The organism is Bradyrhizobium sp. UFLA05-153, assembly GCF_054185185.1.
Genome location: NZ_JBBIAM010000095.1, coordinates 1 through 16,216 on the forward strand (window position 1 = coordinate 1; position 16,216 = coordinate 16,216).

At 59.5% G+C, this 16,216-nt stretch carries 14 protein-coding genes and 1 pseudogene; 4 read left to right on the forward strand and 11 right to left on the reverse strand.

The window, feature by feature from the left end:
* Positions 1-90 precede the first annotated feature (90 nt).
* Positions 91-423, forward strand: coding sequence for a DUF2254 family protein (locus Q2941_RS37355; RefSeq protein WP_458195642.1), 333 nt, complete (start codon positions 91-93; stop codon positions 421-423).
* A gap of 565 nt (positions 424-988) precedes the next feature.
* Here the strand turns inward: Q2941_RS37355 and Q2941_RS37360 are convergent.
* The 7 genes from Q2941_RS37360 to Q2941_RS37390 all read right to left on the reverse strand — a co-directional run bounded on the left by Q2941_RS37360 (position 989) and on the right by Q2941_RS37390 (position 11,020).
* Positions 989-1,867, reverse strand: a complete 879-nt coding sequence (locus Q2941_RS37360; protein ID WP_458195629.1) for a L,D-transpeptidase — start codon at positions 1,865-1,867, stop codon at positions 989-991.
* A 16-nt stretch (positions 1,868-1,883) separates the two neighbouring features.
* Positions 1,884-2,915, reverse strand: a complete 1,032-nt coding sequence (locus tag Q2941_RS37365) for an amino acid ABC transporter substrate-binding protein (RefSeq protein WP_458195630.1) — start codon at positions 2,913-2,915, stop codon at positions 1,884-1,886.
* Positions 2,916-5,384: 2,469 nt separating this feature from the next.
* A complete protein-coding gene (locus Q2941_RS37370) occupies positions 5,385-6,362 on the reverse strand; it encodes a peptide ABC transporter ATP-binding protein (protein WP_458195631.1) in 978 nt (325 codons plus the stop codon).
* Positions 6,359-7,396 carry an ABC transporter ATP-binding protein gene (locus tag Q2941_RS37375; protein WP_027527584.1) on the reverse strand — a complete coding sequence of 346 codons (1,038 nt, stop codon included), beginning with the start codon at positions 7,394-7,396 and terminating at the stop codon, positions 6,359-6,361. The genes Q2941_RS37370 and Q2941_RS37375 overlap by 4 nt, the downstream gene beginning before the upstream one ends.
* Before the next feature lie 28 nt (positions 7,397-7,424).
* A complete protein-coding gene (locus Q2941_RS37380; RefSeq protein ID WP_254107312.1) occupies positions 7,425-8,330 on the reverse strand; it encodes an ABC transporter permease subunit in 906 nt (301 codons plus the stop codon).
* The gene (locus Q2941_RS37385) at positions 8,327-9,337 is read right to left on the reverse strand and encodes an ABC transporter permease subunit (RefSeq protein ID WP_027527582.1); all 1,011 of its coding nucleotides are present in this window, start codon (positions 9,335-9,337) and stop codon (positions 8,327-8,329) included. The genes Q2941_RS37380 and Q2941_RS37385 overlap by 4 nt, the downstream gene beginning before the upstream one ends.
* Before the next feature lie 81 nt (positions 9,338-9,418).
* Positions 9,419-11,020, reverse strand: coding sequence for an ABC transporter substrate-binding protein (locus Q2941_RS37390; protein WP_254107314.1), 1,602 nt, complete (start codon positions 11,018-11,020; stop codon positions 9,419-9,421).
* 141 nt (positions 11,021-11,161) lie between these two features.
* On the opposite strand from Q2941_RS37390, the pseudogene Q2941_RS37395 reads away from it, so the two are divergent.
* A pseudogene (locus Q2941_RS37395) lies at positions 11,162-11,621 on the forward strand (DinB/UmuC family translesion DNA polymerase); the annotation flags it as partial.
* A complete protein-coding gene (locus Q2941_RS37400) occupies positions 11,587-12,219 on the forward strand; it encodes an exonuclease domain-containing protein (RefSeq protein ID WP_371932901.1) in 633 nt (210 codons plus the stop codon). The pseudogene Q2941_RS37395 and the gene Q2941_RS37400, both read left to right, overlap by 35 nt.
* A gap of 284 nt (positions 12,220-12,503) precedes the next feature.
* Here the strand turns inward: Q2941_RS37400 and Q2941_RS37405 are convergent, their stop codons facing one another.
* From Q2941_RS37405 to Q2941_RS37415, 3 genes are all read right to left on the reverse strand, one after another.
* The gene (locus Q2941_RS37405) at positions 12,504-12,725 is read right to left on the reverse strand and encodes an integrase core domain-containing protein (protein ID WP_458195632.1); all 222 of its coding nucleotides are present in this window, start codon (positions 12,723-12,725) and stop codon (positions 12,504-12,506) included.
* A gap of 767 nt (positions 12,726-13,492) precedes the next feature.
* Positions 13,493-13,675, reverse strand: coding sequence for a hypothetical protein (locus tag Q2941_RS37410; protein ID WP_156944770.1), 183 nt, complete (start codon positions 13,673-13,675; stop codon positions 13,493-13,495).
* Positions 13,676-14,001: 326 nt separating this feature from the next.
* Positions 14,002-14,331, reverse strand: a complete 330-nt coding sequence (locus Q2941_RS37415; RefSeq protein WP_458195633.1) for a hypothetical protein — start codon at positions 14,329-14,331, stop codon at positions 14,002-14,004.
* 204 nt (positions 14,332-14,535) lie between these two features.
* Between Q2941_RS37415 and Q2941_RS37420 the strand changes: the two genes are divergently transcribed.
* Positions 14,536-15,048, forward strand: a complete 513-nt coding sequence (locus Q2941_RS37420) for a hypothetical protein (protein WP_027527162.1) — start codon at positions 14,536-14,538, stop codon at positions 15,046-15,048.
* Between the two features lie 710 nt (positions 15,049-15,758).
* Here the strand turns inward: Q2941_RS37420 and Q2941_RS37425 are convergent.
* Positions 15,759-16,208, reverse strand: a complete 450-nt coding sequence (locus tag Q2941_RS37425; RefSeq protein ID WP_458195634.1) for a hypothetical protein — start codon at positions 16,206-16,208, stop codon at positions 15,759-15,761.
* Between the last annotated feature and the right edge of the window lie 8 nt (positions 16,209-16,216).

The window sequence follows — 16,216 nt, forward strand, 5'->3', positions numbered from 1 at the left end:
TCCGAACCTGATCACGATCACTGGAATCCGTGATCACCATCGTCTGGAACACCTGATCACCATCCCTGGAATGCGCACACCGACCAGATCCTGAACAAGTCCGGAAAGCTGCGCGTGATTTTCCGTACCCCACACTGGGAGGATTTCATACATCTGGCATTCAGTGAAATCCGCGCGTGCGGTTCGAATAATCTGCAGATTGTGAGACGGCTGCGAGCGATGATCGAAAATCTAATCCCGACGCTTCCGGATCATCGTCATGCTGCATTGGTTCAAGAACTCAGCCTGCTCGATCGCGAGATCACAAGGAATTTCACTTACCCCGAGGAGCTGGCGCTCGCTCGTATTGGGGATACCCAGGGTCTGGGCGGGCATTCCGCGCAGGTCCGCGCTGATAAGGTGAGCCGCACTTTCCCCCAGTGATCTTCGATTGGCGCTTTTGAAAGCGCTATCCCGTGAACGTCCGTCCGGTACAAGAACTCGACCGCCGCTTCATTCCAAGCTCCAGCCCAGGTAACAAGGTTGCGCGCGTTGATCGACTGATGTTCGGATCGGTGCGCAGCGCATCTCAGCGCGTCCAATGGCTCTCGCGAAGACATGTCCGCTTTGCTTTAACATCAACCATTTCTTGATGTCGCCTGTTGGCCTTGGCCGTGTAAAAACGGCTTCAAAGGGTGTCCGCCCAGAAAGCCAGGAAAGCGCGCCTGTCTCAGAGCGCGATCGCAGCAATCAGTGGCTTGGTTCCGACGATGTTCATGACCCGTGTCAGATTATAGGCCAGAACCGTGAGCGCCATCTCGGCCGTAGCGTTTTCACACAGCCAGGGTCACCAGCTGCACTCCGGATTGGTCCTCTACTTGGTCTGCTCAGACCCTGAAAGCAGACCATGGCTTTGCCAGGCCTGTTCCTGTGCCAACCAATGTGCCAGCGATCAAAAGGATGAAAGCCTCGCGGGAAAGAATTCGCGCAGCTTCCGAAATTCTCAAGTCTAGCTGACAAACACTACTCGCGTCTCCAGAGAAACGCGTCTGTATAGGTCCTCGACATCTTCGTTAACCAGCCGGATGCATCCGGAAGCGACGAGATGGCCAATGGTTTTCGGCGAATTCGTGCCGTGGATGAGCACGCCGGGTTTGTCGAGCAACAGGGCACGTGCCCCCAGCGGACTGCCGGGTTGGCCGGCCGACGCAAGAGGCGCGTCTGTGCTCGCGCCTGAAGTCTTCCAGTCAGGCCATTCCATCTTGTTGATGATATGGAAGAAGCTGCCTCCCCTGAGACATTCCTGCGCGACTCCGATGCCGTAGCGGCGCGCCGAGTTGTTCGAATCGATCAGATAAAGGAAGCGGTTTTCGCGGTCGATCACGATCGAACCTGGAACGACAGTAGTTCGATAGAAAACCACTTGCCGCTGAAGAGCAAACGGAAGACCTTCGCCCGTCGAGCCGCCATCGACGCCGGGCTTCAGGTCGGCCACGACGACGTCATCGCCCACGCGCACCGCCTTCGATGATGCCGTCACTCCGGTTCTGGCCACGCCAGGGACCTTGCTTGGGACATATCCATACAACGAGGCCGCCGCTGCGATGACGGCGACGAGAGCGGCGGTGCCGTAGGCTATCGGCTTCCAGCTTCTGTTCGTCGATAACACCTCGTTGATTTCAGCCGCAGATCTCGCTCCGTCGGCGACGAACTGGTCCTCAATCCGCCGGATGGCGTCCTCAAGTGCAGCCGCGTGCGATGCAGCAGCCTCGCGCCTCAGCCGCGACTTCCTAATGAGGCCGTAGGCATCCCTGTAGATCTCGTCGCGCGCCGAAGCATCCTTGCCTTCCACCGCCTTGGTCAGCAACGAGTAATAATCCACGTCCATGGGGCAGCCTCTGAAACTATCTAACCGGAGGCGCGTACTGGATTCCGCCCTTCGTCCAAAGTGCATTCAGCCCGCGCGGGATGCTGAGCGGGGACTGAGTCCCAACGTTTCTCTCATAAATTTCTCCGTAGTTGCCTGTCGCGCGAAGGGCGCGTACGGCCCAGTCGTTCGAAAGGCCTAGTTGCTGGCCAAATTCACCCTCAATTCCGACTAGGCGTCGGACGTTAGGATCAGAAGATTTCAACGCGTCGTCGATATTTGCCGACTTGACGCCGAGTTCCTCGGCGTTGATCAACGCATAAAGCGTCCACTTGACCAAGTTGAACCACTGGTCGTCACCCTGCCGCACGGCCGGTCCCAGCGGCTCCTTCGAAATTACTTCCGGTAGGATAACGTGGCTGTTGGGTTTCGCGAGCTTGAGCCGCTCGGCATAAAGCTGCGAAACGTCGCTGGTCAGCACGTCGCATTTGCGGTCTTCGTAAGCTTTCCGACTTTCTTCCGCAGTACCAACAGCTAGGGTTTTGAGCGACATATCGTTGGCACGGAAATAGTCCACGAGGTTGAGTTCGCTCGTTGTGCCGGTCTGCGTGCAAACCGTCTTACCGCTAAGCTGAAGGGCCGTATCGACACCGCTCTCCCGACGCACCAGAAAGCCCTGTCCGTCGTAGTAGGCGACGCCAGCGAACATCAGGCCGAGCGACGTTTCGCGCGACATCGTCCAGGTCGAATTGCGCGACAGCACGTCGATCTTGCCAGACTGCAGCGCAGGGAAGCGGGTCGCAGCGTCGAGTGGCGTGAACGTTACCTTGGCCGGGTCGCCAATGACTGAAGCTGCGATTGCCCGGCAGATATCGACATCTAGGCCAGTCCAATTGTTCTGGTCGTCTTGGCTCGAAAAGCCAAGCAATCCCTGCCCGACGCCGCAATTGAGCGTGCCGCGCTCTTGGATGGCCTTCAACGTCTGAGCGTTCCCGGGCGGGGTGTTTGTAATCAGTACGGCGATGATTGCCGCGGCGAGGACGACGGATCGGCTTGTGAATTTCAGCATTCCGGTTTTGCGATCTGGTAGGGGCGCGAGTATCTTGATGCTCGTGAAGCGGACGGATCTCTGAGGGTCATCGCTCAGTCTTTGCCGCGAACGAACGCAAGTCTTGATCTAGATCAAAGACGGCGCAAACGACGATCACTGCCCGTCCGTCGCGCGATCGGATGTCCCTGATAGGCCGAGTCCGCACCTACCTATCCCTCCCGTTATCAAACCATATCGACGAGGTTCCGGCCTCGCTACCGGGACGGAAAAAACAGCCATGACGGCTTCGGGCCACTACAGACCTTCTGCCATAACCTGAACCACGTCTCGTCTACTTCCGGAAACCGACATGGCAGCGGCTGTCTCCGTACGCGTTGGGAGCATCGCCGACGTTAACCCTGTCGGCAAATGGTCCGTACGCGGGTCGGCAGCCGCCGACAAGTTGCCTCATTGGTACGGAGATTTTTCACCGGCACTAACTTAGGTTAGAGGCGCATCATGCTGAGAATGGCGTCGTTGGGCCTCCTTATCCTGCTGGGTGTAGGAGTACTGTCAGCAATGGAGCTCAGAACTCCACCGCGTAGCGCAGTAGCGGTCGTCCAGCCCATTGCCAAGCCAGCCATAGACATTTCCGATTCCCATAGTGCGTTGGCAAAAGCTGATCGGCTTGAAGTTGCCGCTGTGAGCAGCGAGAGGCCAGCACAGGCTGCTTTGGTCGATGAACGCATCGCTCCGCCGGAAGACCTCCGTATCGGTTCCTCGGAGCCTCCGAGGCCGATCGCCCGTCGGCGACACAATCCCAAATCGAAGAAGGTCACAACCGCTGCACGACCCAAGTCGAAGCCAAAGGCAACCGTTGTCACGCGAACTGCCATTTTCCAGCGTTCAAAGGCCGCCAGCGATACCGAGCCCTGTCGACTCAACGCGTTTGGTGGCTTGCGTAAGGCTTTGAATTCAGCCGACTGCGAAATCTGATTCAGCGACTCATAAATCCTCGTTGAACGCCTTACTTCCGCGCTGGCTAAGAAGCATCTGCGTCGTCTTGATTATGTCCACGCTGCGTCTGGTTTGCCCCCGATAGCGGCATCAAAAGCGGACATCCCAGTTCGGCCTCATCCTTGCTACAGGGCCACGAGCCGTTCGATGTCGGGTTTGGGAGCGAGCTCTTTTTTTGGGCCGCTCAAGATACACAACTTCCACAAAGGAGCAGATCGGCCGGCCGGCAGGCCCTTTTATTTGGTCCAGCGCCGGCTTGAGGCCTTGCAAGGGCAAATCCTCGCGCGCCAGGACAGGCGCCGAGCGCGACGCCTGACGTCAGCCGAGATAGCTAATCGAACCGTCCAACGATAGCCATGAACGCCGGCGAACTTAGGCGGGCGAACCAACCGGACCACCATGTCCTCTAGCTCCAACGCCAGTATCGCCAGGAAAGCCCGAACGAAGGCTGAGGCGGATTTTGCCACTTGGCTCATGATGGCCAAGCTCGGTGGTTTCGATGACCTGCCGTCAAACGCCCAGAGCTTTCTGACTAGCTATCGAACCCGACTCGGGACGATGAGCGAGGCCGAGTCCACGGCGCTGGCTGTTCGCGAGGTCTACAGCGCATATTACAGCGCAATGGGAGGCGTAGGTACGGCGCCCGAACCAAAGGCTCGGACGCAAACGACAGAGGGCAAAGTCGTGGGGTCCCAGAGACCGACTAAACCTCGGCCTGGCCTATCGGCTGCGCATCACTCGACGAGGCCGATGACCCGAAAGTCCTTCCTGACGCTGCTGGTTCTCGCGAGCCTGGTGGCACTGATTGTCGTATTCAGATTGCTGGCGCAGTAGCACCACCCGCGAGAGTTCCCGGACCGCCGCTTTTGCGGGCACGAGCGGAAATGCTCTGATGAACGGAAGATTTCTGCTTAGCCACCAACAACCGACGTCTGCTCCCTTGTGAGTACCCGCCCTGGAAGGTGCAATCCTTGCGCCAGGGGTCGAAGCCGAAGGCCGAGACCGCGATGCGGGCGAGAGCCTGGCCCGCGGGCAGGCAAGCCCGTGGGAGGCGTAATCTAAGCCAGCAACTCCTGTATGTTTCGGCTCACCGCGCGGTCCCCGAGAGCGACCGCCCATTCCAGCATGGCTTGGAGGATCGTGGTTGCAACTGAGGTCGAGAAGATCGAGGCTGCTCAAGCTTGGTCCGCATCGGCTGCCCTCCCCGCCAACTCGCAACTCGAACCGGACCGCGATACAGATCCTTCTCATCTCCGCTACGCGGTGAGTTCGGCCCTCTCGCTCCACGCGTGTTGAAAAACTTGCGCGCTATGCCGCGTTGGCAGAAACGGAAATGAGAAGAGAGCCAAATCGCGTTACCAAAAGATGGTTCTCACACGCTTCTCTTCCCTAAGAATAAGTCAGGGTCGGGAGCACCTATGCGTCTAAGTATTTCACCCGACGAACCTAATACCGACCACGGTTTGGTGAGATGCCTTTGCGGACCAATCGTTAAGCCGCGTGAGCTTCCAGGAAGCGCTCGGCGTAATGGCAGGCGACGAGGCGGCCGTCGAGCGGGCGCAAGGGTGGACGCTGCGAGCGGCAGAGGTCGGTCGCATGGGGACAGCGGGTCGAGAAGACGCAGCCCTTTGGTGGATCGAGCGGCGAAGGCACCTCGCCCTTCGGCACGACACGCTGGCGTTTGCGGCCAAGGCCTGGCGTCGCGTCGAGCAAGGCCTGAGCATAGGGGTGCAGCGGCCGCGCAAAGATGCGCTCTTTCGGTCCGTGCTCGACTGCGATTCCCAGATACATGATCATCACGTCATCCGCGATGTGACGCACCACGCCGAGATCGTGCGAGATGAAAAGGTAAGCCAGCCCCAGTTCGCGCTGGAGATCGACCAGGAGGTTAATGACCTGCGCCTGCACTGACATGTCGAGCGCGGAGACCGGCTCGTCGGCAACTAGCAACTTCGGCCGCAACATCAAGGCGCGCGCGATCGCGATGCGCTGGCGCTGGCCGCCCGAGAACATGTGCGGATAGCGGCCATATTGCTCCGGCCGCAGCCCTACCCTCGCCATCATGTCGAGCGCCTGCGCCCGCCGCTCCTGCTTCGAGAGCCTGGTGTTGATGATCAGCGGCTCTTCCAGTATCGCGCCGACGCGCCTACGCGGGTTGAGCGACCCATAGGGGTTTTGAAACACGATCTGCACGGCCCGGCGCAACGTCTTTGCGGCGCTGGCCGAGGGATCGATCGCATCCACCCCATCGAGCATCAGTGTGCCGGCGCTCGGTTTCTCGATGAGCGTCACGAGCCTTGCGAGCGTCGACTTGCCGCAACCGGACTCGCCGACGATCGCCAACGTCTTGCCGGCCTCGAGCGCGAACGATACCCCGCCCACGGCCTGCAGATGCGCGCGGGGGCGGAACCAGCCCCGCTTCATCTCGTAGCTGCGCTTGAGATCGGTGGCGGTGACAAGCGCCGTCATGACACGGTCTCGCGCTTGAGGATCGATGCCCCTCCGGCTTCGGCCCGATCGGCCGCGATGCGCTCATCCCGTGTCGGATCGCCGAGCGGATAGTGACAACGGATCAGGCCGTCCATCCAGGGGCGCAGGTCGGGACGCGCCTTGTCGGCCAGCGGCGTTGCATAGGTGCAACGCGGATTGAACAGGCACCCCCGCGGCCGATCGTAAACCCCGGGCACAACGCCCGGAATGGTAGCGAGCCGTCCGCCGTCGCTCGCCTCCGGGCGCGCCGCCAGCAAAGCCGCCGTATAAGGATGCTGCGGCGAGGCGAACAGGTTTGTGGTCGGGCGCTGTTCCATGATCTGACCCGCATACATCACGGCGACGCGCTCGGTCGTGTCCGAGACCACGCCCATGTTGTGCGTGATGAGGATCAGCGCCATGCCGCGATCGCGTTGCAGGGACAGCAGAAGATCGAGGATCTGCGCCTGGATGGTGACATCGAGCGCTGTCGTCGGCTCGTCAGCGATCAGGAGCTTCGGATTGCAGGCGATCGCCATCGCGATCATGACGCGCTGGTTCATGCCACCCGAGAGTTGGTGCGGATAGGCCGACAGCCGCTTCTCGGGAGACGGAATGCCGACTTGCTCGAGAAGTTCGACCACGCGCCGCCGCGCGGCCTTGCGATCCATCCCTTCGTGGATGTGCAATGTCTCGGCCAACTGATAGCCGATCGTAAAGGACGGATTGAGCGACGTCGTCGGCTCCTGGAAGATCATCGCGACGTCCTTGCCGGTGAGCGCGCGCCGCTCGCGATCGCTCAAAGTCAACAGGTCCCGCCCCTCGAACCGCAGCTTGGCAGCCTCGACGCGCCCCGGGTATGGCACAAGTCCCATCAGGGCCAACATGGTGACACTCTTGCCGGATCCGGATTCTCCGACGATCCCCAGCACCTCGCCTCTTTCGAGCTTGATATCGATGCCATCCACAGCGCGCACCATCCCGCTTTGCGATGGAAACGAGACCGATAGATTTTCAATCTCGAGGAGCGGCATCAGATCGCCTTTCAACTGTCATCATGCGCTATCGCTTGAGCTTGGGATCGAGCGCATCACGCAGTCCGTCGCCGAGAAGGTTGAAGGCCAGCACAGTTACGAGGATCGCCGAGCCTGGAAGCGTGACGACCCACCAGGCCCGCAACACAAATTCGCGCGCATCCGCCAGCATGGTCCCCCATTCGGGCAAGGGCGGCTGCGCACCGAGACCGAGAAAGCCGAGCGCGGCCGCGTCCAGGATCGCCGTCGAAATGCCGAGCGTCGCCTGGACAATCAGCGGCGCGGTGCAGTTCGGCAAAATCTCCTTGAACATCAAGCGGAGCCGGCCGGCACCCGCGACTTTGGCCGCGGTGATGTAATCCTTCGAGACTTCGCTGATCACGGCGGCACGCGCGATCCGCACATAGTGCGGCAGGAGCACGATCGCGACCGCCAGCATGGCATTCATCAGGCCGGGCCCAAGGATCGCAACGATCACGATCGCGAGCAAGAGGCTTGGCAGCGTCAACGTGATGTCCATCAGCCGCATGATCGCGATCTCGATGACGCCGCGAAAAAAACCCGCCACCAGCCCAAGGATCGTCCCGGCAACCACCGAGAGCGTGACCACCGCGATTCCGATCAGAAGCGAAAGCCTTGCTCCGTGAATAAGACGGGAAAGGATATCGCGGCCGATCGCGTCGGTGCCGAGCGGATAGGCGATCGATCCACCCTGCTGCCAGAACGGAGGTTTCAGAAAGGCCGCATTGTTGGTGACGATCGGAGAATGCGGTGCAACGAAATCGGCGAACAGCGCAAGGAGGATCAGAACCACGATCACGGCGAGACCCGTCACGGCGCCGAAATTTGCCTTGAAATCGAACCAGAATTCCAACAGCGGATGCGGCGGAGCACCGGCTGCGACGTCGGGATTTTCGAAGGCGCCGGCGGTCATCTCGTGTACCGGATGCGGGGATTGATCAGCCCGTAGGTGACATCGACCAGAAGATTGACGATCATGACGATCGCGCCGATCAACAGCGTGCCGCCCTGCAACACCGGATAGTCGCGGCGGTTGATACCCTCGATCAGCCATTTGCCCACGCCGGGCCATGAGAAGATGGTCTCCGTGAGGATCGCGCCCGTAAACAGGACACCGACCTGCAGCCCGATCACCGTCACGACCGGAATCAGCGCATTGCGCAGCGCATGGATCGCGATCACCCGGAAACGCGGCAGCCCCTTGGCGCGGGCGGTGCGGATGTAATCTTCGCCCAGGACCTCCAGCATGGCGGACCGCGTCATGCGGGCGATCACGGCGAGCGGCACGGTGCCGAGAACGATCGTTGGCAGCACGAGATGTGACAAGGCCGAACGAAACGCACCGAAATCGCCGTCCAGCAGCGTATCGATCAGCAGGAATCCGGTCACTGGTTCGATGAAGTACTGCACTGCGATCCGGCCCGACACGGGAGTCCATCCGAGCTGCACCGAAAAAAGCAGGATCAACAGCAATCCCCACCAGAAAATCGGCATCGAATACCCGGTGAGCGATATCCCCATCACGCCATGATCGAAGATGGAGTTGCGGCGAACCGCGGCGATGATGCCGGCCGGCAATCCGAGGCACAATGCAAACAGGATCGCGCAAACAGACAACTCGATCGTCGCCGGGAACAGCATCCGAAATTCAGAGATCACCGGCTCATGGGTGACGATCGAGCGGCCGAGGTCGCCATGCGCCATCCGTGACAGATAGAGGCCGTACTGGACCAGCACGGGCTGATCGAAGCCGTAATCAGCGCGCAATTGCGCGAGCCGGGCCGGATCGATGCCGTGTTCGCCCGCCATGGTCTCGATGGGGTCGCCGGGTATCAAGCGGATCAGCACGAACACAAGCAACGTGATCCCGATGAAGGTCGGAACCACGAGACTCAGCCGGGTAAGAGCGAACCGGAGCATGCCGTCCTCAGTCATCTCGAAGGAAGGAGAAGGGCAAGAAATGCGGCGGAGCGGCGAAGGCCACTCCCCTGCTCTCGTCTTCTACTCCTTGACGTCGACGCCATAGAAGTTGTGGCGTCCGAACGGCGACAGTTTGAAGTCGATAACCCTCTTACTGACGGGCTTCAACTGCACTGCGTGCGCGATGGTGAACCACGGAGCCTGTTCCTTGAAGATCACCTGGGCCTGCGCATACAACTTGGCCCGCTCGGCCTGATCGCTGACGGTCTTGGCCTTGACGACCAGATCGTCGAACGGCTTGTAGCAGAACTTGGCGATATTCGAACCAGATGCCGATTGCGCCGAGTCGCAGCCCAGCAATGTGTGCAGGAAGTTGTCAGGATCGCCGTTGTCGCCGGTCCAGCCCAGCATACCCATCTGGTGCTCGCCGGCCTGCATCCGCTTGCGGTACTCGCCCCATTCAAATGACTTGATTTCGGCCTTGACGCCGATCTTGGCGAGGTCGGCCTGCATCAGCTCGGCTATGCGCCTGGCGTTCGGATTGTAGGGGCGCTGCACCGGCATGGCCCATAGATCAGTTTCGAAACCATTGGGAAATCCTGCGTCGGCAAGAAGCTTCTTGGCCGCCGCCGGATCATAGGGATCATCCTTGACGTCGTCGTTATACGACCACATCGAGGGCGGAATGGGATTTTTGGCCGCAATGCCGGTCGACAGATAGACGGCGTCGATGATCGCCTTCTTGTCGATCGCCATGCTGACGGCCTTGCGCACGCGCACGTCGTCGAAGGGCTTCTTTTGTGTCTGGAAGGCCAGATAACCGACGTTGAGGCCCGGCTGTTCCAGGATGGTGATGTTCGGGTCTTTCTTTATCGCATCGATGTCGGCCGGGTTCGGATAAGGCATCACGTCGCATTCGCCCTTCTGGAGCTTGGCCCAGCGAACGGATGCATCCGGCGTGATCGCGTAGACGAGGTCGTCGATCTTCGCCTTTCCGCCCCAATATCCAGGGAACGCCTTGTACCGGATCACTGCGTCCTTCTGATACTGCACCAGATAAAACGGTCCGGTGCCGATCGGATCCTGGTCGATCTTCTCGGGCGTGCCGGCCTTCAGCATTGCATCCGCATATTCTTTCGACTGGATGGCCGCGAAAGGCATCGCGAGGTCGGCGAGAAATGGGGCTTCCGGCTGATTGAGCGTCACCTTGATGGTGTAATCGTCGACCTTCTCGACCGACTTCAACAATTTCGGCATCCCCATGTCACCGAAATAGGAATGGTTCGGACTCGTCACCTTGAAATACGGATTGTCCTCCTTCCATTGCCGCTCGATCGAAAATATGACGTCGTCGGCGTTGAAGTCGCGCGTCGGCTTGAACGACTTGGACGTCGAATGCCACTTCACGCCCTTGCGCAACTCGAAGGTATAGGTGGTGCCGTCCGGCGAGATCGTCCATTTTTCCGCGAGGGCCGGCACTACTTGCGTGCCGCCGCGCTCGAACTCGACGATGCGATTGTAGATCGGCTCATTGCCGTCGAACGACGTGCCGGTGGTGTTGACGCCAGGGTAGAAGTTCTCCGGGCTGCCCTCCGAGCAGAAAACCAGGGTTTTGGCAGAAGCAGCCGAAGCAAACACAAGCGCCGAAGCGCAAACGGCGGCGAGCAGAATTGATCTGTCCACTGTTGGAACTCCAGGTGAATTCTTGGGCGCGGTCGATTCAGGCACGCCAAAGACGCCGAACGAGCTTGCTATCGGGTACTGCCGCTGTCAATGCGTCCCGAGGTGGGGATAGACCCGGCAACGCGAAGATGAATGCCCCGGGGCATCTTCACGGGTCTCGACATGCGCAACCAGACGCTGGAGTTCATGAACGCAAACTTCGGCAAGTCGGGAGCCTACTACTACTGGATCTCACGCGGCGTCGACGATCGGCCTGTTCGAGCCAACGCATTCGGGAGTCGGTCGGCGCGGAGAATACGTTCTCGACCGACCTGACCGACTTCGACGCAATGGTCGCGGAGCTCGAGCCGCTGATCGACAAGGTTTGGCGACGCTGTGACTCGGCGAGCACTCGACAAGTGAAGTTCGCCGACTTCGAGATCATCACGCGCAGCCGGTCCGCCTCTTCGACTGTCACGAGCCGCCACCGTCTCGCAGATTTGGCGATCGCTCTGCTGGAGGATAACATGCTCTGCCGACGCCGGTGCGCCTCCTGGGGGTGTCGCTGTCTTCCCTCCACGTCGGGGTTGATGCGGAGCCGCAACTGGATTTCGGGCTTTGACCCGGACTCGATTTGTGGCTTGAACAGCCGCAATGCGGCGGAAACCGTAACCCGAGGACCGCAACATCCAATGCTTGAGAACGATCTGACACTGGCCGCCATGGCGGAGGCATTGGCCAAATCCGCCGACTACCGCGTCCTTCGGCGCCTGGTTCGTCGGGAGACTTTCACTCCATCCCACAGTCGAAGCAGCAAGATAGGAATCCCGCTCGACGTGGAGACCACCGGCTTGGATCAGCAGAAGGACGAGGTCATCGAGCTTGGAATGGTCAAGTTCGACTACCTGCCCGACGGGCGCATCGCAGGTCTCAGGGATGTCTTCTCATCGTTCAACGAACCGTCCGCGCCCATCCCGCAGGAGGTGATCGCGCTCACTGGGATCACGAACGAAATGGTCGCTGGGCAGCGGATCGACGAGGCAGCCGTCTCATCGTTCGCGGACGAGGCCGTGATCGTTATTGCCCACAACGCGAGCTTTGACCGCAAATTCGCGGAGCGTTGCTGGCGATATTCCAACGGAAGGCCTGGGGCTGTTCGGCGACGGAGGTCGACTGGCGGAAACATGGCTTCGAAGGCTCTCGCCTGGCCTACCTCCTGAACGGCGCAGGTTTCTTTCACCAGGCCCACAGGGCCGTCGACGATTGCCACGCGCTGCTTGAGATTCTCGCGTTTGAGTTGCCGACGACCGGCACATCGGCACTCGCAGTCCTCCTCGAGCAGGCCCGCAAGAGGACGATGCGAGTTTGGGCCGAGCAATCGCCGTTCGATCTCAAAGACTCGCTCAAACGCCTTCGCGTCCCGTCTCCGCCACGAGGCCGAACTCGGCAAGGTGGGCTCGGAGCGCATTGATCAGCTGCGTGCGCTGGCTGTGCCTACCGTAAATCACATCCGGCCATATTGATGGTGCAGTCCGCCTAGGATCGGTCGGCATACGATATTCCCGACTCGCTCAACACCGCGAGGAACCGGGGCATCCTTGTTCAATGACAAATGACTGCGCGTGGCGTTGTAGTAATCTTTGTACGATAGCAGAACGTGGCGCAGATGTCGTTCGCCGAAGACTACGACATGATCAATGCATTCCCTCCGGATTGAACCGATCAACCGTTCTGCGTAGGCGTTTTGCCAGGGTGAGCGGAAAGACGTCGGGCGGTCTCGAATGCCGATCGACCGGACCCGGCGGACAAAGATCTCGCCATAAACTCGATCGCGGTCCCTGATTAAGTAACGAGGGATTTGCTCCCAGCCACAGGCTTCAGTTGGCGAGCCATTCGGCCGTCGGGTGCGCGGTCACCCCAAACCACAGGATCTGCCGCCGGCCATGGCCTATGATCAGCAAACCATAGAGCAGTCGGAACGAGATCGTCGGCACGACGAGCGATCCAGATTTTCGGCAATTTCCTTATCAGTGGATTCAGGATCTTCGTTTTGTTCGGATGTCGGAGCCCTGATGCGCTGGATGATGAGACCGACAAACCCGAGTGCGACCAAAGCGCTGCCGGCGATGATCAGCCGGTGGGGCAAGTGCAATTCAGAGAGTTATCTGAAGCACAGGGCTCATTTCCCCTTCGCCTTTAGCCAGATCTCAACCAGCCTGCGGATGTAACCTTAATTGACCTTGTCATATTTCTGTATAACCGAAAAGCAGAGAGGAAGGGAGGTGTTGCTTCCGCCTCGGCTCTAACCCACAGCATGGCGTGACCCACGATGCAGGCTGATCAAAGATCTACCACCCGACGCCAATTCTCCAAATGGTTAGCCGCGGCTACGACCGGTGCTGATCTGAGATTGGGTTGTCTCATAGCCGAAAAGCCCGCTGCCAATTTCGCAGCGGGCTCTCGTCGCCTGTCGCGTTCGAGATTTAACGTGACTTAAAGCTGCGACTTCGGACTGTACGCCGGCTGAGGATAAACACCAGGGCCGTTACCAGGTTTATCCCCGATGGCAGCGCTGATAGCGTCACCAACCGCCTTTGTGATGTACTTGCCGAGGTCGGAGATCCCGCCACAAACCGACTCGACTTCCGTGTCAGTCAGTTCACGCATTTCATTCATTACTTGCCTCCTTGGAGCTGCATGTGAACAACATCTGGCTCAAAGCAAGCCCAGTGCCTCACTCGGGTTTGTCACCCGGATAGTGTTTTTCTATCTGTGAAACAAATCACGGTAGAGAGCGCTCCCGCATCAGAGCGATGCACCGTTTGTCACTCTCTTCGAGTTCAATATTCCATTCTTCTACGGGAAGAGCGGAGATCTTTTTTTGGCCTTCAGCGCGATCTCAACCAATGTGGTCGATTCCGGCGCACACGGGGGCCGGCAGAAAAGCCAAAGCGTAGGCACGATCATCCCGGCCCGCTCTTGCGGTGTCCCGCTCAGAAACCTCACCTGTGATCGGCTGAACACTGAAGAAGGCCATTCCTCTTCGGACGCTCAGCGAAGACCTGCAATCGTTGCTGGAAGGCCGACACCCGGTTTTCGTGCTTGCGATGAAAGGCATGTTCGATGCCGGGATATAGCGCCAGCATTGCGACGACGACCAGACCGAACAACAGTCTCGGTCGTCCTCCCGAACCAGCGCTCCTTGACCACCGGATAGAGGAACGACACGCCAAAAACACGAAATATGTGGCGAGCGCCAGCGGTGTGCTGATCTCCCAGACTGTGATGATGACGGCGATGATAAAAACGAAAGCCGCTGCCCAGACGGCCACGACTCCAGCCAGCGACAACGATGATTAAATCGGCTCCCAAGTTCCCCCTCATCGGCTCGGACGACCCAGGCGGGCAGATCGGGACGTACGTCTATGGCGCGCGCCTTGAGCCGGATGGACTGTGTCCGAGCGCACATACGCACTGGAGCGCTCAGGGCAAATATTGCCGCTAGCAGCAGAAAATATTGCCGCTAGGAGAGAGGTATGACCAATCCGACGCTATCGCTGTCTGCGCTGCTCACGGCAGCGCTTTTGCTTGCAAGCGTAGGGGCAGGCAATGCAGCGGTTCGGATTGCGGACGACCCAGGTGGGCAGATCGGGACGTACGTCGATAAGTACAGCAAACTCCGCGCTTCAGGCCAAACGGTGATGATTGATGGCCTTTGCGCTTCGGCCTGCACCATCCTCCTCTCGGCAATCCCTCACAACAAGATTTGTGTCACCTCGAACGCGACACTCGGGTTTCACGCGGCCTTTGATTTCGCTGGCAATGGCCGAATTGTCACTAATCCTGAAGCAACCCAGATACTCTATTCGGGGTATCCGTCCCAAGTACGGCGATGGATCACAAATCGCGGCGGTCTTACCCGCAGAATGATCTTCCTTCGCGGCAAACAGCTACAAGCCATGTATCGCCCTTGCTACGCCGAGCCTGCTGTCGCGGCGATGCCAGCAGGATCTCCGTTTGCTGCCGACGCTGGGATCAACGGCGACTAAAGGGCGGGCACAGTTTGGGCCACGGGCATGGTTAACGTCACGGCGACGGCTACCGCCTGATGGAGCCGCGGCAGGAAGGTGGGCTGGCGCGGCTATGGCTGCCCGCCCGGTCACTGGAAAAAAAGCTGGCGGGGAGAAATCCGATTGGGCTCGCAGGTCAGGCGGGTGCGCGCCTTTTGAGACAGCCCCGGGTTGAGAACAATCAATGACTTCCTGGTCGCACCACTGGGCTTATCCGACCGAAAGTGGGCATTCGTCGCACGATCGTAGTCATTGCACTGCCTGATATCTGAACACGCGCTATTCTGACTTTACGGGATCAACTGCGACTACAAGGCCATCGATTAGTAGGTTCAGCGCAACCACCGATACCGCCACTCGGTTCAAGTGGCGATCTGATCCCTGCGTCCCGAACGCAGTGAACATGTTCCAAGTTGTTGATTTTTCTCGCCGTGGCCTCTGTTTCCGTCCCGTTTTGTTCACGGTCATATCACCCAATTCGTTGCGATATCGTTGCGCGCCCCCGCTGCGAGAACAGCTTTGCTTCGGCACCGATGGCATTGACGAAGTGAGGCTTGTGCTAGAGCGCCTCGGCTTCCTTGCGTCGTCTTTGAGAGAGGCCCGACAGCTTCACCTGGCGAACTTTCGGTCATCACGCCTTTGACCCGGAGGCCCAGCCGTGGCCCACCTCAGAGAGATCCAAAGTTGACCTAGCATTTGGCGAAGATCCCGACGCCTGAAGAGGCGTCCCAGTTAGGAAGCATTCGCCCGTACTCGCTGCCGGGCGGCGCGCCGTCGCTCGCGGCGTTCGCGATCGCGCCGGCTCCTCTCGACCGGGAATTGCAGGGCCCCCCTGACGAACGGGACTGGCCCCGCGTAATTTCTGCGTTTACCTCGTCTGCAGCGGCAGGGCGTGCTTCCATGAGCGCCAATACAGCGCGCCCTTTATCGGTGATCCGCCACCCACCGTTCAGGCGATCGACTAGACCTTGAGAAAAGATACCTAGATCCGGCACACGCGATACTGGGCGTATGGTACGCTCGCTCCAGTCGCTGCCGCTGGTGGCTAAAATCGCCATATCGCGCTTGAGATCGGCCAGCACGGCGAAACCGCCGGGATGGCTCACCAAAATCTTCAGGACGGTGACCTGAAAATTCATCTCGGCCT